The 15256-nt window shown below is 68.2% G+C and carries 18 protein-coding genes and 1 tRNA gene; 9 read left to right on the top strand and 10 right to left on the bottom strand.

What is annotated here, in order from left to right:
* Positions 1-76 precede the first annotated feature (76 nt).
* Positions 77-913, bottom strand: a complete 837-nt coding sequence (locus L3Q65_RS37360; protein WP_182893713.1) for an SDR family oxidoreductase — start codon at positions 911-913, stop codon at positions 77-79.
* Between the two features lie 66 nt (positions 914-979).
* Here L3Q65_RS37360 and L3Q65_RS37355 point away from each other — a divergent pair, with 66 nt between their 5' ends.
* The 3 genes from L3Q65_RS37355 (at position 980) to L3Q65_RS37345 (ending at position 2970) form a co-directional block, all read left to right on the top strand.
* Positions 980-1732 (top strand): serine protease, encoded by a 753-nt coding sequence (locus tag L3Q65_RS37355; protein ID WP_182893712.1) that lies wholly within the window; start codon positions 980-982, stop codon positions 1730-1732.
* A gap of 13 nt (positions 1733-1745) precedes the next feature.
* Entirely contained in the window at positions 1746-1967 is a 222-nt protein-coding gene (locus L3Q65_RS37350) for an RNA-binding S4 domain-containing protein (RefSeq protein ID WP_182893711.1), read from the top strand.
* Between the two features lie 121 nt (positions 1968-2088).
* On the top strand, positions 2089-2970 hold the full coding sequence (locus L3Q65_RS37345) for an IS5 family transposase (protein WP_237597769.1): 882 nt from the start codon (positions 2089-2091) through the stop codon (positions 2968-2970).
* Between the two features lie 51 nt (positions 2971-3021).
* On the opposite strand, the gene L3Q65_RS37340 is transcribed toward L3Q65_RS37345, so the two are convergent.
* Positions 3022-3963: an Ldh family oxidoreductase gene (locus L3Q65_RS37340; RefSeq protein ID WP_182893710.1), complete on the bottom strand. Its 942-nt coding sequence runs from the start codon at positions 3961-3963 to the stop codon at positions 3022-3024.
* 92 nt (positions 3964-4055) lie between these two features.
* Between L3Q65_RS37340 and L3Q65_RS37335 the strand changes: the two genes are divergently transcribed.
* A complete protein-coding gene (locus L3Q65_RS37335) occupies positions 4056-4337 on the top strand; it encodes a DUF2277 domain-containing protein (protein ID WP_037807183.1) in 282 nt (93 codons plus the stop codon).
* Between the two features lie 8 nt (positions 4338-4345).
* On the opposite strand, the gene L3Q65_RS37330 is transcribed toward L3Q65_RS37335, so the two are convergent.
* The 3 genes from L3Q65_RS37330 to L3Q65_RS37320 form a co-directional block, all read right to left on the bottom strand.
* Positions 4346-4543 carry a KTSC domain-containing protein gene (locus tag L3Q65_RS37330; RefSeq protein WP_198545237.1) on the bottom strand — a complete coding sequence of 66 codons (198 nt, stop codon included), beginning with the start codon at positions 4541-4543 and terminating at the stop codon, positions 4346-4348.
* A 123-nt stretch (positions 4544-4666) separates the two neighbouring features.
* Positions 4667-4751: transfer RNA gene (locus tag L3Q65_RS37325), tRNA-Ser, on the bottom strand.
* Positions 4752-4753: 2 nt separating this feature from the next.
* Positions 4754-5245 carry a MarR family winged helix-turn-helix transcriptional regulator gene (locus L3Q65_RS37320; protein WP_182893709.1) on the bottom strand — a complete coding sequence of 164 codons (492 nt, stop codon included), beginning with the start codon at positions 5243-5245 and terminating at the stop codon, positions 4754-4756.
* Positions 5246-5758: 513 nt separating this feature from the next.
* Here L3Q65_RS37320 and L3Q65_RS37315 point away from each other — a divergent pair.
* Together L3Q65_RS37315 and L3Q65_RS37310 are read left to right on the top strand one after the other, a co-directional pair.
* Positions 5759-6694 (top strand): neutral zinc metallopeptidase, encoded by a 936-nt coding sequence (locus tag L3Q65_RS37315; RefSeq protein WP_182893708.1) that lies wholly within the window; start codon positions 5759-5761, stop codon positions 6692-6694.
* A gap of 20 nt (positions 6695-6714) precedes the next feature.
* On the top strand, positions 6715-7692 hold the full coding sequence (locus L3Q65_RS37310) for an NAD(P)H-quinone oxidoreductase (RefSeq protein ID WP_182893707.1): 978 nt from the start codon (positions 6715-6717) through the stop codon (positions 7690-7692).
* Positions 7693-7744: 52 nt separating this feature from the next.
* Here L3Q65_RS37310 and L3Q65_RS37305 read toward each other — a convergent pair whose 3' ends face one another.
* Positions 7745-8944, bottom strand: coding sequence for a cysteine desulfurase-like protein (locus L3Q65_RS37305; protein WP_182893706.1), 1200 nt, complete (start codon positions 8942-8944; stop codon positions 7745-7747).
* Between the two features lie 100 nt (positions 8945-9044).
* Here L3Q65_RS37305 and L3Q65_RS37300 point away from each other — a divergent pair, with 100 nt between their 5' ends.
* Positions 9045-9623 carry a bacterial proteasome activator family protein gene (locus L3Q65_RS37300; protein WP_182893705.1) on the top strand — a complete coding sequence of 193 codons (579 nt, stop codon included), beginning with the start codon at positions 9045-9047 and terminating at the stop codon, positions 9621-9623.
* On the opposite strand, the gene L3Q65_RS37295 is transcribed toward L3Q65_RS37300, so the two are convergent.
* Genes L3Q65_RS37295 through L3Q65_RS37280 form a run of 4 tightly spaced genes read right to left on the bottom strand, consistent with a single transcriptional unit; the run spans position 9620 to position 13078 of the window.
* A complete protein-coding gene (locus L3Q65_RS37295) occupies positions 9620-10765 on the bottom strand; it encodes an epoxide hydrolase family protein (RefSeq protein WP_237597768.1) in 1146 nt (381 codons plus the stop codon). The two genes, L3Q65_RS37300 and L3Q65_RS37295, sit on opposite strands and share 4 nt — an antisense overlap.
* 54 nt (positions 10766-10819) lie before the next feature.
* Positions 10820-11332: an SMI1/KNR4 family protein gene (locus L3Q65_RS37290; RefSeq protein ID WP_237597767.1), complete on the bottom strand. Its 513-nt coding sequence runs from the start codon at positions 11330-11332 to the stop codon at positions 10820-10822.
* A 37-nt stretch (positions 11333-11369) separates the two neighbouring features.
* Positions 11370-12344, bottom strand: coding sequence for a spore coat protein (locus L3Q65_RS37285; RefSeq protein WP_182893702.1), 975 nt, complete (start codon positions 12342-12344; stop codon positions 11370-11372).
* Complete coding sequence (locus L3Q65_RS37280; RefSeq protein ID WP_237597766.1) at positions 12341-13078, bottom strand: cytidylyltransferase domain-containing protein; 738 nt, start codon at positions 13076-13078, stop codon at positions 12341-12343. The genes L3Q65_RS37285 and L3Q65_RS37280 overlap by 4 nt, the downstream gene beginning before the upstream one ends.
* A gap of 63 nt (positions 13079-13141) precedes the next feature.
* Here L3Q65_RS37280 and pseB point away from each other — a divergent pair, with 63 nt between their 5' ends.
* The gene (gene pseB, locus L3Q65_RS37275) at positions 13142-14125 is read left to right on the top strand and encodes a UDP-N-acetylglucosamine 4,6-dehydratase (inverting) (RefSeq protein ID WP_182893700.1); all 984 of its coding nucleotides are present in this window, start codon (positions 13142-13144) and stop codon (positions 14123-14125) included.
* A complete protein-coding gene (locus L3Q65_RS37270; RefSeq protein WP_237597765.1) occupies positions 14118-15254 on the top strand; it encodes a DegT/DnrJ/EryC1/StrS aminotransferase family protein in 1137 nt (378 codons plus the stop codon). Before pseB ends, L3Q65_RS37270 begins: the two co-directional genes overlap by 8 nt.
* Positions 15255-15256: the final 2 nt, after the last annotated feature.

Here is a 15256-nt window from a genome sequence, read left to right as displayed (position 1 = left end):
TTCTGCGACATTCCCGAGGGGTTCGGCGAAAATGCAACTCCATCGGGTGATCAAGAATGCGGACAGTCGCGACGCGTTATCCGTTCCGCTGGACGCGTTTGAGTCCCTGGCGCGCCAAAACCGCGAGCGGACGCTGGTATGCCGAACCGAGGACGCGCGGGATCGCGTCGATCACGTACGCGTCCGGTCCGATGAGGATCCGCGCGGACCGCCTGCGCACGCCGCGCAGGATCGTCTCGGCCGCTTTCTTCGGTGTGGTAAGGGCGATTTTCTCGAATCCGGCCGCCGCTTTGGCTTGGTCGCCGCCCCCGCCGCCGCGTGCGTTGCGGGCGATGTTGGTCTTGATCCCGCCCGGGTGCACGCAGCTGACGCCGACTGGATGCCGCGCCGCGAGCATTTCTTCGCGCAGCGACTCGGTGAATCCGCGGACGGCGAACTTCGCCGCGTTGTAGGCACTCTGCGTAGGCACTCCGACGAATCCGAACACGCTGGAGATATTGACGACGTAGCCGTCGCCGGAGTCGATGAGGTGCGGCAGGAATGCCTTCGTGCCGTTCACGACGCCGCCGAGGTTGACGCCGAGCAGCCAGTCGAAATCCTCGAACGTCATGTCCTCGACGGTCGCGCCCAGCGCCACCCCGGCGTTGTTCACGACGAGGTTGACCCGCCCGTGCTCTTGGACGACGTCTTCGGCGTGCGCGAGGACCGCGGCCCGGTCGGCCACGTCGAGGGAATGCCCCCGCACCTCGGCCCCGCGTTCGCGGGCTTCGCGCACCGTGCCCTCGAGACCCTCGGCGTCGACATCGGACAGTTCGAGGAGCGCGCCGTGCAACGCGAGTTCAAGCGCCAGCGCCCGGCCGATGCCCGAGCCCGCTCCGGTGATCACTGCGACTTTGTTCGAGAAGTCCTTCATCGTCTCCCCACCCTGGTCTCACCGCGTTCTCTGATACTAGTGACGAGGACCAGTACAGGAGGTGGCATGCGGCGCACGGTGATCGGGCTGTTCGCACTGATGAGTGCGAGCGGGACCATCGTGGCTTGTGCTGAGCACGCAGCGGAGCCAGCGGTCGCGACGACGCCGACCCCGGCGAAGCCGATCCAAGCGTCCATCGGCGCGCTGTTCGTCGACGGCTCCCATTACTGCACCGCGAGCGTCGTGCACAGCCCGCGCGGAGACGAACTGCTCACCGCCGCACACTGCATCCACGACGGCGAAGGCGGCGGCTACCTGGCCAATGTCACCTTCGCACCGGGTTTCCACGACGGCGTCGCGCCCTACGGATACTGGCAGGTCGGGAACGAACTGGTCGCCCAGAGCTGGATCGACTCGTCCGATCCCAACCTCGATGTCGGTTTCGCGACCGCCCGCCAAGACGGTTCCCCGGAACCGCTGGAGACAGTGACCGGAGCCAACCAGCTAGGCACGAACGGCCCCTTCGCGCGCCCCGTGACCGTCGCCGGCTACCCCGACGGCGTCGACGAGCTCGCCACCTGCGAAACGCACACCCAGCAGCAAGACGAACACCAGATGAGAGTCGACTGCCCAGGCTTCGCAACCGGCACGAGCGGCAGCCCGCTGGTAGCCGACCCGTCCCCCGACACGAAAACGGGCACCGTAGTAGGCGTAATCGGCGGCTACGAGGGAGGCGGCTACACCGACGACGTCTCGTACTCGAGCTACTTCGACGACCAGATCATCGATCTGTACAACCGAGCGACAACCATGCCGTGACATGATGCGGTCCATGAGCACGCGCGACGTCCCGATCACCGGAGAACCGATCAGGCTGGGCCAGTTCCTGAAACTGGCCGACCTCGCGGACAACGGCTCACACGCGAAAGACCTGATCGACGCGGAAGAAGTCACCGTCAACGGCGAGGTAGAAATCCGCCGGGGCCGCCAACTGGCAGACGGCGACGTAGTAGCAGTCGGCAACGAAACCGCCCGCGTCTCTCTGGAGCACTGACTCCCCTGGCCTGACCGTCCGTGAGGGCCACCCTGATTCCTCAGAGGGTGTTGTGGAACCTGGTGGTCGGTTCGGTGTGTCGGCTGTGGTAGCGGTGCGGTGATGATGATCATCGGGTCGGGTGTGCGTCTGTGTGTGCAAGCCGGGGTATGACTCGTCGTTGACTGATGCGCAGTGGGCGGTGGTGGAGCCGTTGCTGCCCAGGACTCATCCGGGCCTGGGCGGTCGGCCGCCGGTGCATTCGCGTCGCCTGGTGATCGACACGATCAGTTATGTGCTGGTCAGCGGGTGCGCGTGGCGGTTGGCGCCGCGTGATCTCGCGCCGTGGGCCACGGCGTATCGGGTGTTCGCGGCCTGGACCGCGGACGGCACCTGGGCGCGCGTGCACGACGTGCTGCGCGACAGGGTCCGCGTCCGCGAGGGCCGGGACCCGCAGCCCTCGGCGGCGATCCTCGACTCGCAGTCGGTGAAAACCGTCGAGGGCGGCGAACACATCGGTTACGACGCGGGGAAACGGGTGCGGGGCCGCAAACGGCATGTCCTGGTCGACACGCTCGGGCTGATCCTGGGCGTGTCCGTGGGGTCGGCGTCGGTGCAGGACCGTCCCGGAGCCCGGCTGCTGCTGGCCGGGATCCGGGCACGGTTTCCACTGCTCGGGCTGGTGTGGGTGGACGGCGGCTACGTCAACTCCAAAGACGCCACCCTCGTCCGCTGGGCCGAGGAGAACGAGAACATCGAGATCGTGGCGGTGCCCCGCAACGCCGATGTGAAAGGCTTCCAGGTGCTGCCCCGCCGGTGGGTGGTGGAACGAACCTTCGGCTGGCTCACGAGGTGCAGACGCTTGACCCGCGACTACGAACGCAAAACCGCGCACGCCGAGGCGATGATCCAGTTCGCGATGATCCGGCTCATGGCAGCCCGCCTCGCCGACGAACACATCGAACCCCACGGCCCCATCGAAACCGAAGCAGCACGCCGCCTAGCAGAAGACCACAACGACTAACCACCCAGGTTCCACAACACCCTCTCAGGGTTCCCCTCACGACCAGCCCGCTCACCCCACAGTGGTCAACGGCGCCCTGCCCAACTTCAACGCCAACGAATCCAACTGCCTCCGCACCGCTCCGGGCAACGGCACCCCCAACGCCCGGCACTGCTCCAGATACTGCGCCTCCCGCCATCCGGGATACCGCACCGGAGCACCGCCCTCCCATCCGAGCATGCTCCCGAACACCGCACTGGCAGCCCGGTAAAACCCATCCGCACTACGCAACGTCGTAGGCGCGATCGCGAGCACCAGCAACCCAGTGTCGTGCTCATGATCCGCGACCCCGGACAACACCCCGGCCAACACATCCACCATCAGGGCGAACCCGGCGAACTGCGGATTCCGAGCCGTGTCAGCAAGATCAACATCCAGCACGAACTCCGGATAAGCCCCGGCGGGAGCGGCCATCCCCAGCGGATGCACCGGCTGATCCGCGTACCCTCCGGCAGCCATCACAATGCCGATCATCCCGTGCGGCAACGCCCGCGCCGCGTGATGCCCGACCCGCCCGAACGGCCCGACCCCGCGCAACGACAGCAGCCCGACCCCGAACCGCCCGGCCCGCTGCACGGCGCGATCCATCGCGTCGCCAACCGCCCAAAGCCCGGACGCGTGCCGATAGTCGACCAGCGCCGCAGCGCCACGGTCCGCGATCAGCAACGGCTGCGCGCCAGGACTGACCAGCCCGTTCTCGATCGCGGGCAAATGCACCCGGGTCAGCTCCCCGACGCCGGTTTCCGGTGCGCCAGTGAGATCGCCATGGCACAACGCTTCCGCGGCCGGACGCGCACGCTCTTCGGGAAAGCCTTGTGCCATCAGGACAACGGAAACGAGCGTGACCAGTTCGTCGGCGGGAACGCGCTGCCAGGCCTGCTCGGGAATCGGGGTGTCGGCGGGAACTTCCGGAAGGGGGCGGCTGAGCCGGGGAGCACGCGGTCTGAGGGGCACTTCATCAAGGTTGCCGGGCGATCTCGGACCCCGTCAACGAGGTTGGCCCTAGAGTGTGATGCGGTCAGCCGCAGAGACGTACCCTGAAGCACATGTGCCGAAACATCACGACGCTCCGCGGCCTGCAGCCCGCCGCCACCACGGACGAGATCGAAGCCGCGGCACGCCAGTACGTGCGCAAAGTGACCGGGGTGCAGTCTCTTTCGGACGCGACGCGCGAACCGTTCGAGGCGGCGGTCGCCGAAATCGCCCAGATCACCGCGCGGCTGCTGGAAGAACTCCCGCAGCGCCGCCAGCCGCCGGCGACCGTGCCGCCGCTGCGCCGCCCGGAGGTCCAGGCGCGAATCGCCCAGCGCGAGGCCAAGAAAGCCTGACGCCGCAATCACTCCACCTCTTGCCCGGGAAACCGCGGCTTGATCTCCTGGTTGAGGTAGCGCCCCGGGCTCTCGGCGGCCATCAGCTCACGATGCACCCGCGCGGGGACGAGGTGGTAGCGGTAAACGCCGCCGTTGCGGAATCCGATTTCCAGCACCGACTTCGCGGCGTCGTAGCCGACGTCGCGAATGACGGAAGACTCCACGGGAACCCGGCGCACAGCACGGACAGGGTACCCGCGCGGACCCGGGACAGGCAGCCGGAGAAAAACGGCCCCGGTCTCCCGCGGGATGTGCGGAATCCGGGGCCGGACACTCGAGGCGTCAAGCGGAAGCGGAGGGATTTGAACCCCCGGTAGGTTTCCCTACGGACGCTTTCAAGGCGTCTGCATTCGGCCGCTCTGCCACGCTTCCTTCTAGGTCAGGGTATCGCGCCGTCCTTCGACGTCGTCCAGGTGTTCGAGGACCCGGGTGAACGCCGTGGCCACCGCGGTCTGCTCGGCGGGCGTCAGCAGGTCGATCAGGTGCTCGCGGGCGCCGCGCACGTGCGTCGGCGCGGCTTCGTCCAGTACGCGCTGGCCGGCGTCGGTCAGTTCGGTCAGCACGCCGCGCTTGTCTTCCGGGTCCGGGCGGCGGGTGACCAGCCCGGCGATCTCCAGTTTGCCGATCTGGTGCGACAGCCTGCTCTTCGTCGAGCCCAGCTGGGCCGCCAGTTCCGTCATCCGGGTGCACCGGTCCGGGGCCAGGTTCAGGCACACCAGGACCTCGTAGTCGGCGAGCGAGATGCCGTGGCTTTCGGTCAGTTCGCGGTGCAGCCGCTGGCGCAGCCGCAGCGACGCGACGATGTAAGCCCGCCAGGCGTGCTGTTCGGCCGGGTCGAGCCAGCGCACGTCCTGGTCATCGCTCATGTCCGGAAGCGTAGAAGGCCGGTTTCGCCGCTCCGTTTCGGCCCGCCGTGAAATTTCCGGCCGAACTTCCCCCAATGGAGGGTTACGAAAAGGTTGAGACTCGGCGCGAAGAAGCGCATCCTCGGGAGGCAGCGGAGGGACGACGAGGATCCGAAGAGCGCGCCGAAGGGCACGCCGGGCCGCGTTTCCCCCCGGGAAAGGCCAGGTGGTGGCATGGCAGGTAGTTCCCGCGGTTGACCGCCCGCTGTGTCCCCGCGATCGGCACGGCCCCGTTCCGGTTCGGTCGCGATTGCGAACAGCACGAGCACCCCGTGCGCTCCGGCATCGGCCACGCGCACCGGCGTCGTTATGCCGCTGCTTCTCTTCGCGGCCTCGGCACCGCGAAGGCAGCGCCGGACGCCAGCCCGCAGGTGGCCAACCGCTGTCAACGAAACCTCGGTAGTACCTGGGTGCGGCCCCCAGCGCAGGGGCCGCACCCAGCCTCGTTTCCAGGTTTGCGGCTACCCTTTCCGCGTGCGATTCGACGACAACGCGGATCTGGACGCTTCTGAGATCCAGGACATGCGCGGCAGCGGCGGAGGCGGCGGCGGCATCGGCGGCCGCGTGGCCATCGGCGGCGGCGGGCTCGGCCTCGTCGGCCTGGTCATCTACTTCCTGTTTTCCCAGTTCGGCGGCGTTCCCAGCACCGGGACCTCGCCCGCGGCGGGCGGGATCGGGCTCAGCGACGTCCAGTCCGGGCAGCAACTGGACGCCGGCACGCTCGCGAAGAAGTGCAAGACCGGAGCCGACGCGAACCGCGACCACGACTGCGCGATCGTCGCGGTCGTCAACTCCATCCAGGACTACTGGACGCAGGAGTTCTCCCGTTCCGGCCAGACCTACCGCAAGGCGACAACCCGCTTCTTCACCGGCGGCGTGCGCACCGGCTGCGGCGGCGCGACCTCGGACACCGGCCCGTTCTACTGCCCGGCCGATTCGTACGTGTACATCGATCTGTCGTTCTTCAACGAGCTGAAGACCCGCTTCGGCGCGAAGGGCGGGCTGTTCACCGAGGCCTACGTGCTGGCCCACGAATACGGCCACCACGTGCAGAACCTCACCGGAACGTCCAAGCGCGGCACCGGCACCGGGCCGACATCGGGCTCGGTCCGGCTGGAACTGCAGGCCGACTGCTACGCCGGCGTCTGGGCCAACCACGCCAGCACGACCCCGACCAGCTCCGGGAAACCGCTGGTCCAGGACGTCACGCAGGACGACATCTCGCGCGCGCTCGACACCGCGTCCCGGATCGGCGACGACTACATCCAGAAGAACCTCGGCAACGGCCACGTCGACAAGTCGAGCTTCTCGCACGGCACCTCGGCGCAGCGCGAGAAGTGGTTCACCACCGGCTACCGCACCGGCCAGCCCGCGAGCTGCAACACCTTCAGCACCAACGACCTCGGCTGACCCGGGATACAGTCGGGCGCATGCACGCGATCACGATCCGCGAACCCGGTACCCCCGACGTGCTCGAATGGACCGAGGTCCCCGATCCGGAACCCGGTCCCGGCGAGGTGCTGCTGGACGTCACGGCCAGCGCGGTCAACCGCGCCGACCTGCTGCAGCGGCAGGGCAACTATCCGCCGCCGCCAGGGGCGAGCGACATCCTCGGCTTGGAATGCTCCGGCACGATCGCCGAACTCGGCGAGGGCGTCGACGGCTGGCAGGTCGGCGACGAGGTGTGCGCGCTGCTCGCCGGCGGCGGGTACGCCGAACGCGTCGCGGTCCCGGCCGGCCAGCTGCTGCCGGTGCCCGCCGAGATCGAGACGGTCTCCGCGGCCGGGCTGCCCGAGGTGGCCTGCACGGTGTGGGCGAACGTCGTGATGCACGCCGGTCTCGGCGAGGGCCAGGTCCTGCTGGTGCACGGCGGCGCGGGCGGCATCGGCACGCACGCGATCCAGGTGGGCAAGGCACTCGGCGCGACCGTCGCGGTCACCGCGGGTTCGCCCGAGCGGCTCGAACGCTGCCGCCAGCTCGGCGCGGACATCACGATCAACTACAAGGAACAGGACTTCGTCGAGGTGCTGCGCGCCGAAACGAAGGGCGCCGACGTCATCCTCGACAACATGGGCGCGAAGTACCTGGACCGCAACGTCGACGCGCTCGCCGCGGACGGCCGCTTGGTCATCATCGGCATGCAGGGCGGGATCAAGGGCGAGCTAAACATCGGCAAGCTGCTGGGCAAACGCGCGAGCGTGTTCGCGGCCGGGCTGCGGTCTCGTCCGCTCGACCAGAAAGCGGCGATCGTCGCGGATGTCCGGAATCGGTTGTGGCCCTTGGTGGAACAGGGTTCGGTGCAGCCGATCGTCGGCGACGTGGTGCCGATGGCCGAGGCCGCGTCCGCGCACCGGATGCTCGAGGAAGGCAGCATCTTCGGGAAGGTGCTGCTGGCCGCGAAGTCCTGAACGCTCGTGAGTGGCGATCACGGTTAGAACCGCGATTGCCACTCACGACGCTTCAGCGCAGTTCTTCGAGCACCCGCACCAGCTGGTTGATCTCGAACACGTTGGAGTAGTGCGCGAGCCCGATCCGCACCGCTCCGCCGACCTCGCCGACGCCCAGCGACGCGAACACGCCGCTAGTGCCGTCGTCGGCGAACGCGCAGAGTCCTTGCGACGCCAGGTATTCGGCGACCTGGGACGCTTTCGCGCCTGCCACGGCGAACGCGAGCGCGGGGATCCGGCGCATCGCGTCGCCGATTACCATCACGTGCCGCAGCGAGCGCAGTTCCGTGGACAGCTGCGCGAGCAGGCCGGCGTGGTACGACTTGGCCGAGCCGAGCGATGTCACGAGACGTTCCCGACGCGAGCCGGTGGCGGCGTCGTCGAGGCCGGCGAGGTAGTCGATGGACGCGACGACACCGGCCAGCAGCGGGTACGCGTGCGGGCCGAGTTCGAGCCGCGCGGGGCCGGTGGCGGCCGGGTCGAGCGACACCGACGAGATGCGCTCCAGCAGCTCCGGTTCGCGGAACACGAGCGCGCCGACCGCCGGTCCGCCCCATGAGGGAGCGGAGACGACCATGACGTCGGCACCGAGTTCTTGCAGGTCAAGCGGCACGAACGGGGCGGCGTAGGTCGCGTCGACCACCACGAGCGCGCCGACGCGCTTAGCGAATTCGATCACCGTCGGCACGTCCGGCCGGGTCCCGACGGACCCGGACGCCAGCGTCACCGACACCGCTTTCGTCCGCGCGGACACGAGAGTCTCGTACTGCCACGCGGGCAGCTCGCAGGTCTCGATGTCGATCTCGCTCCAGCGCACGACCGCGCCGACGCGTTTCGCGGCGCGCCGCCACGGCGCGATGTTGGCCTCTTCGTCGAGCCGCGAGACGACGATCTCGTCGCCGATCGTCCACCGCTCGGCGAGCGCGTCGACGAGGCGGCGCAGCAGGACCGGCGCACTCGGCCCGAGCACGACGGCAGCCGGGTCCGCCCCGACCAGATCAGCCACGGCCCGGCGGGCCGCGGTGACGATGCTTTCCGCCCGCTGGGAGGCCGGAAATGCTCCGCCCGGCCCGGACACCGGCGCCCGCATAGCTGTCGAAACGGCCGAAGCGACCTGTTCGGGCACGAGCATTCCGGCGGCGCCGTCGAAGTGAATCCAGCCGTCGCCAAGCGCGGGGAAGAGCCCACGGATACGAGCGACGTCGAACGCCATGGGGACACCGTACGGACGTGCGGTTTCGCGGTTGCCGCGGGGTTGGGCAGAACTGCCCGAACGGCCGCTAGGCTCGGGGCAGGACCGCTGACCGACGGGGATGGAGCATATGAGCGAGCCGAACTTCGGGGGAACGGGCGCAGCCGGGGACGCGGACGCGCCGCGCGTGGTGGTCGTCGGGCCGGACGGCGTCCCGGTCGGCACCGCGCAGGCGGTACCCGAGGGCGAGGAGAACGAGTCCGTCGGCGACCTGGTCGAGGAACCGGCCAAGGTGATGCGCATCGGCACCATGATCAAGCAGCTGCTGGAGGAGGTCCGCGCCGCACCGCTGGACGACGCCAGCCGCAACCGGGTCCGCGAGATCCACCAGACGTCGGTGCGCGAACTGGAAGCGGCCCTCGCCCCCGAGTTGCGCGAAGAACTGGAGCGCCTCGTGCGCCCGTTCACCGAGGACGAAACCCCCTCGGACGCCGAGCTGCGGATCGCGCAGGCCCAGCTGGTCGGCTGGCTGGAAGGACTGTTCCACGGCATCCAGACCGCCCTGTTCGCCCAGCAGATGGCGGCGCGGGTGCAGCTGGAGCAGATGCGCCGGGGCCTGCCCGCGGGCTCGTCCGGCTCGGTCGGGCAGCCGGGCGAAGGCCACGGGCACGGCATCACCGGAACCGGGCAGTACCTCTAGCTCTCCGCGGAGAAGAACGCTCGAAGATCCCCGATCACCAGGTCGGGTTCTTCGAGCGCCGGGAAGTGCCCGCCACTCGGGAACTCCGTCCACCGCACGATCCGGTCGGTCCGCTCGGCCAGGGACCGCAGCGGAAGCCCGATGTCGTCCGGAAACACCGCGACAGCGGTCGGCACGGTCGACTTCGGCAGCGGCGCGCCCCACTGGACGTCTTGGTCGGCGTAGATCCGCGAGGACGACGCGGCGGTGCGGGTGAACCAGTAGATCGAGACATTGGCGAGCAGATCGTCGCGGTCGATCAGGTCGTGGTCGGTGTTCGAGAAAGCCCGGAACTTCTCGGCGATCCAGGCCAGCTGCCCGGCCGGGGAGTCGGTAAGACCGTACGCAAGCGTTTGCGGCTTGGTGGACTGGATCATCGCGTAACCGATTCCGGTCCGCTGGAAGGCTCGGGCTTTCTCCAACGAGCGCTGCCCTTTCGCCAGCTCAGCCCCGGTGAGCCCCGCTAGGTCCGCCTCTTCGCGCGCTACCGCGGAGGGCAGCATCGTCACGTGCGCGCCGATGATCCGCTCGGGGAATTGGACGCAAAGTTCGCGGGAGATCAACGCCCCCCAGTCGCCGCCGTGCGTGCCGAAGTTCTCGTACCCGAGTCGAGTCATCAACTCCGCCCACGCACGCGCCGTCCGAGCCGGGCCCCAGCCGCGATCGGGCGTCGGACCGGAGAAGGCGAACCCGGGCACGGAGGGAACCACGACGTGGAACGCGGTGGCCGGGTCGCCGCCGTACGCGCGGGGGTCGGCGAGGGGGCCGATGAGGTCAAGGAATTCGACGATCGAGCCCGGCCAGCCGTGGGTGAGGAGAAGCGGAACGGCGTTCGGCTCGGGGGATTTGAGGTGCAGGAAGTGGATGTTGGCACCGTCGATGGTGGTGGTGAACTGAGGGAAGCCGTTGAGGCGTTCTTCCTGCGCTCGCCAGTCGAAGCCCAGGCGCCAGTAGTCGACGAGGGCTTGGACTTCGGGTACGGGAATGCCGAGGTCCCAGGCCGGGTCGTCGAAAGGGTCGGGCCAGCGGGTGTCGGCTAGGCGACGGTGGAGGTCGTCCAGGTCGGACTGCGGGATGTGGATGCGGAACGGGGTCTCGGTCATGCCCACGACGCTAGGGTTGATCGAGGACAGTTACCGTCCTCAATGGCCCGGCTGCTAGTCGAACAGCCGGACCTCGTAATCAGGGCCGGAGATCTCCGACTCGATCACCGGGGAAGCTATCTCCCCAGCAGTGAGGCCGGCGATGAATTCCCCGAATCCTCCAGGATGTTCCCACCACTGCAAGGCCTCCACGACGACCACCGTCCAGGTCGATGGAGCACCGCCGGTCTTCCAGAAGTAGAAGCCGTTTTCGTCGTTGTACGCCCAGGGGAACAGTCCGCCGTCGGCCGGGAAAATAGGATACGGAAAGTCACCTTCGGCCCGCACCCACAGCGCAGACCACATCTCGCGGATTATCGGGCTCTGCTCGATCAGGTTCAGCGCGGGCCGGGACGAACACGGATGCATGATGTTGAGGAAATCGTCGATATTTACCGCCGGGTAGTTCTCGGCGAACTCCCGGTAGTCCGGCGGCAGCGAGATCCCTAGATCGGACTCCACCTTCGCCCAATCGATCAACTGAGGGACCGGGTCGGCCCCTCTGAAGATCCTCTTGTAGTCAGGCACAGTGTTTCCTCCCCGTAATCCAGCACAGAGCCGTTCTCTATCTTGAAAAGTCCGACGTCAACGCGTCCAGCACCCGGTCCACTCCCCGGCCGTCCACAGCAGACCGGCCAGCAGCCGCAAGCCGTGACCGCAGCGAAGCGTCCGACAACAACTGACGCAACGTCTCCGTCACCTCCGGCAGCCGCGCCCCCAACGTGTCCGCGGATCCCAAGCCGCGCGCCAGTCCTCGCTCCAGCGCCGCCCGATACCCGGCTGCCTGGTTGTCGACCAGCTGCACCGCAGCCGTCGGCACCCCGAGGCAGCACAGCTCCAAGAACGTCACCCCGGACGCGCTGATCGCGACATCCGTCCCGGCGAGCAGGTCCAGCAATCCGGCATGCGGCGCGGCTACCCGGATCACCTGGCCCTCCACCGTGGACGGCAAGGTCGGCGTGCCGCGGACCAAGGCGTCCGCCGCGAATGGCAACCCGGTGTCAGCAAGCGCCTGGAGCAACAGCGAAACCGTCGACGCCCACTCCGCGCCACCGCCCAGCACTACCGTCACCTGCAACGGCGAGGAAGTGCTCCGGCGAGAACGCGCGCGCAGGACGACGTCTCGAAGCGGCGTGTACTCCACGCCCCGCAGCAGCAAGCCCGAACCGTCCTCGGGACGCGGACCCGGCGCGAAGCCCGAATCCACCACCACATCCGCTGGGCGACGACCGAACACGTCGTCCTCAATGGACACCAACCGGGCGCCCGCGGCGTTGGCCTCGGCACGGACGTCGCCGATTCCATAATGATCCACGAGCACGGCGTCAAAGCCAGAAACCAAGTCAGCAAAGGAAGAAACCGGCAAACGCGGCACCGACAGCTCGTCGAATCGCGCGGCCAGCCACTCCGCGTTAGTCGTGCAGCCGGCGAAGTGCACGTCCCAGCCCCGCGCGACGGCACGCTCGGCGTAGGCCACCACCCGGGAAATGTGCCCGGCCCCGATGGTCGGCGAAGCGTCCGCCCGGAGCAGCAGCTTCACCGGCCGACTTTCTTCTGTTCGATGTGCGCGTTCAACGCCACCAAATCCGGCCGCGACCGCAACAGCGACACCACCGAACGCCACGAGCCCGGCCCGTCGCCAAGCTCCGCGACGAGCGCCGAGATCAGCTCCCAGTCCTCCTCAGTGTCCAAAGTGACGCGCAGGTCGTCGGCGGCTGGGCTGACCACGACGCCGGTGCACGAGTACCGGTCGGGCTGCCGGTAGATCGCGGACGTCACGTGCTCGCGGTCCGCCCCGGTCGCGGTCGCCGCCTGCTCAGCCAGTACCGACGCACGAACCAGTTCCGCGTCGAAGCCACGCGGCAGGGTGCGGACGAGCGTGGTCGAGACGTAGTCCAGCGACGGTTCGGCCTGCCACACGGCGACCAGCCGGCCGATCAGCGCCGGATCAAGCAGCGGACAGTCAGCCGTGAGACGGATCACTGCGTCTGCCGGATGTTCCGACAGCGCGAGCCCGAACCGGGCCACCACGTCGTCCAATGGCCCTCGGACGACGTGCGCGCCGCACCGTCGCGCCTCGGCCGCGACGGCGTCGTCAGACGCATCGTCCGAGGTCGCGACCACTACCTTGGCCACACCGGGAGCGGCCGCCGCTGCCCGGACGACCCAGCCCAGCACGCTCCGCCCGGCGAGCGGCCGCAGCACCTTCCCCGGCAGCCGGGTGGACGACGACCGGGCTTGTATCACGGCGTTGACGCCAGGGCCTGCACGCATGGGTGACATGATGGCCTGCGGCGCCCCGCGCCGATCCACGAACCCCGATCGCGGAGGTCATCGATGTCCGAGCTGGATGGTTCCAGCATCCTGCTCACCGGCGGGACCGGCTCCTTCGGCAAGGCGTTCATCGCCTACGCGCTGGCCGAGCTGAACCCCAGCCGGCTCGTGGTGCTTTCCCGCGACGAGCTGAAGCAGTACGAGGCCCGGCAACTGTTCAACGACGACCCGCGGCTGCGCTGGTTCATCGGCGACGTGCGCGACCGCCGCCGCCTCGAACGAGCCATGCACGGCGTCGACTACGTGGTGCACGCCGCGGCGCTCAAGCAGGTCGACACCGGCGAGTACAACCCGTTCGAGTTCGTCCAGACGAACGTCACGGGTTCGCAGAACGTGATCGAGGCGGCGATCGACACCGGCGTGAAGAAGGTCGTCGCGCTCTCGACCGACAAGGCGTCCAGCCCGATCAACCTCTACGGCGCGACGAAGCTGTGCGCGGACCGGATGTTCATCAGTGGCAACCACTACGCGGCCGCCCACCCGACGCGGTTCTCCGTGGTGCGCTATGGCAACGTGATGGGTTCGCGCGGCAGCGTCATCCCGTTCTTCCGCAAGCTCGCCGAGCAGGGCGAATCGCTGCCGATCACGCACAAGGAGATGACCCGGTTCTGGATCACGCTCCCGCAGGCCGTGCAGTTCGTGGTCGACTCGTTCGACCAGATGTCCGGCGGCGAGCTGTACGTGCCGCGGATCCCGAGCATGCGGCTGGTCGACCTCGCGCAGGCGATCGCGCCGGGTTCACCGATGCACGAGGTCGGCGTGCGGCCGGGCGAAAAACTGCACGAGGAAATGATCGCGCCGGACGACGCGCGGCGAACGCTCCGGCTGACCGACCGCTACGTCGTGCAGCCGCACCTCGCCGGCTGGGGCTACGAATCGCCCACTGCCGGTGAGCAGGTGCCCGAAGGTTTCGCGTACCGCTCGGACACCAACGACCTGTGGCTCGAGGCCGACGAACTCCGCGAACTGGTCGAGCAATATGCCTGACTTCCTGCCGTACGGCCGCCAGTCCGTCAGCGAAGAAGACATCGAAGCCGTCGTCTCGGTCCTGCGCGGGGACTGGCTTACCACCGGGCCCGCGGTCACGAAGTTCGAAGCTGACCTCGCGGAACACACCGGCGGCACGCCCGCTGTGGCCGTCACGTCCGGTACTGCCGCCTTGCACGTCGCATATGCCGCGGCCGGAATCGGTGCGGGCGACGAGGTCGTGGCTTCGCCGATGACCTTCGTCGCCACCGCGGCAGCTGCGGCATTGCACGGCGCGAAGGTGTTGTTCGCCGACGTCGAGCCAGATACCGGCAATCTGTCCGTCGACGCCGCCTCGGCCGCAGTGACTTCCCGCACGAAGGTGATCGCGGCTGTCGACTACGCCGGACACCCCGCCGAACTGGACGCCCTGGCGAAGATCGCGCACGACGCTGACGCTCTGTTGCTGGAAGACGCCGCACACTCCGTCGGCGGTTCCTGGCAGGGCCGACCGGTCGGTTCTCTTGCCGATCTGACCACGTTTTCCTTCTTTCCCACCAAAAACCTCACCACCGCTGAAGGTGGCGCGGTCGTCACTGGGTCTGAGGAGTTGCTGCAGCGCGCGCAAGCGTTCCGCAACCATGGTCTGGTTCGGGACAAGTCGCGTCAGCGTTATCCGGACGAAGGTGCTTGGCACCAGGAAGTGCACGAATTCGGCCTGAACTACCGACTGCCGGACGTCCTGTGCGCGCTGGGGAGCAGCCAGCTCAACCGGCTTGCCGAATTCAAACTGCGGCGGGCGGAGATCCACTCGCGGTACAACGCGGCGCTCGCGGATGTTTCGGGAGTCCTGACGCCGCCTCGCCGCGAGGGCGCGGATCCGGTGTGGCATCTGTACCCGCTGCGAGTGCTGGAGGGCCGTCGGCGCGCGTTGTTCGACCACTTGCGCGGGCTGGGGATCGGGGTGCAGGTGAACTACATCCCGGCTTACTGGCATCCGGTGTTCGAGGATCTCGGCTATCGGCGCGGGTTGTGCCCGAATGCCGAGGCTTACTACGCGCAGGAGCTTTCGCTGCCGCTGTTCCCGTCGCTGAGTGATGCCGATGTGGACCGGGTGATCGACGGGGTGCGCGGGTTCTTCGGCATCTGACT

Source organism: Amycolatopsis sp. FU40, from assembly GCF_021903635.1.
Lineage (GTDB): Bacteria > Actinomycetota > Actinomycetes > Mycobacteriales > Pseudonocardiaceae > Amycolatopsis > Amycolatopsis dendrobii.
Note: the sequence above shows the minus strand (reverse complement) of the source record. Positions and strands in the feature narration are given on the sequence as shown.

Coding starts and splice junctions, on each gene's coding strand:
- L3Q65_RS37300 (WP_182893705.1), top strand. CDS start 9,045: ATGGAGCATATGAGCGAGCCGAACTTCGGGGGAACGGGCGCAGCCGGG.
- L3Q65_RS37335 (WP_037807183.1), top strand. CDS start 4,056: ATGTGCCGAAACATCACGACGCTCCGCGGCCTGCAGCCCGCCGCCACC.
- L3Q65_RS37295 (WP_237597768.1), bottom strand. CDS start 10,765: ATGACCGAGACCCCGTTCCGCATCCACATCCCGCAGTCCGACCTGGAC.
- L3Q65_RS37310 (WP_182893707.1), top strand. CDS start 6,715: ATGCACGCGATCACGATCCGCGAACCCGGTACCCCCGACGTGCTCGAA.
- L3Q65_RS37350 (WP_182893711.1), top strand. CDS start 1,746: ATGAGCACGCGCGACGTCCCGATCACCGGAGAACCGATCAGGCTGGGC.
- L3Q65_RS37355 (WP_182893712.1), top strand. CDS start 980: ATGCGGCGCACGGTGATCGGGCTGTTCGCACTGATGAGTGCGAGCGGG.
- L3Q65_RS37305 (WP_182893706.1), bottom strand. CDS start 8,944: ATGGCGTTCGACGTCGCTCGTATCCGTGGGCTCTTCCCCGCGCTTGGC.
- L3Q65_RS37280 (WP_237597766.1), bottom strand. CDS start 13,078: ATGCGTGCAGGCCCTGGCGTCAACGCCGTGATACAAGCCCGGTCGTCG.
- pseB (WP_182893700.1), top strand. CDS start 13,142: ATGTCCGAGCTGGATGGTTCCAGCATCCTGCTCACCGGCGGGACCGGC.
- L3Q65_RS37360 (WP_182893713.1), bottom strand. CDS start 913: ATGAAGGACTTCTCGAACAAAGTCGCAGTGATCACCGGAGCGGGCTCG.
- L3Q65_RS37270 (WP_237597765.1), top strand. CDS start 14,118: ATGCCTGACTTCCTGCCGTACGGCCGCCAGTCCGTCAGCGAAGAAGAC.
- L3Q65_RS37320 (WP_182893709.1), bottom strand. CDS start 5,245: ATGAGCGATGACCAGGACGTGCGCTGGCTCGACCCGGCCGAACAGCAC.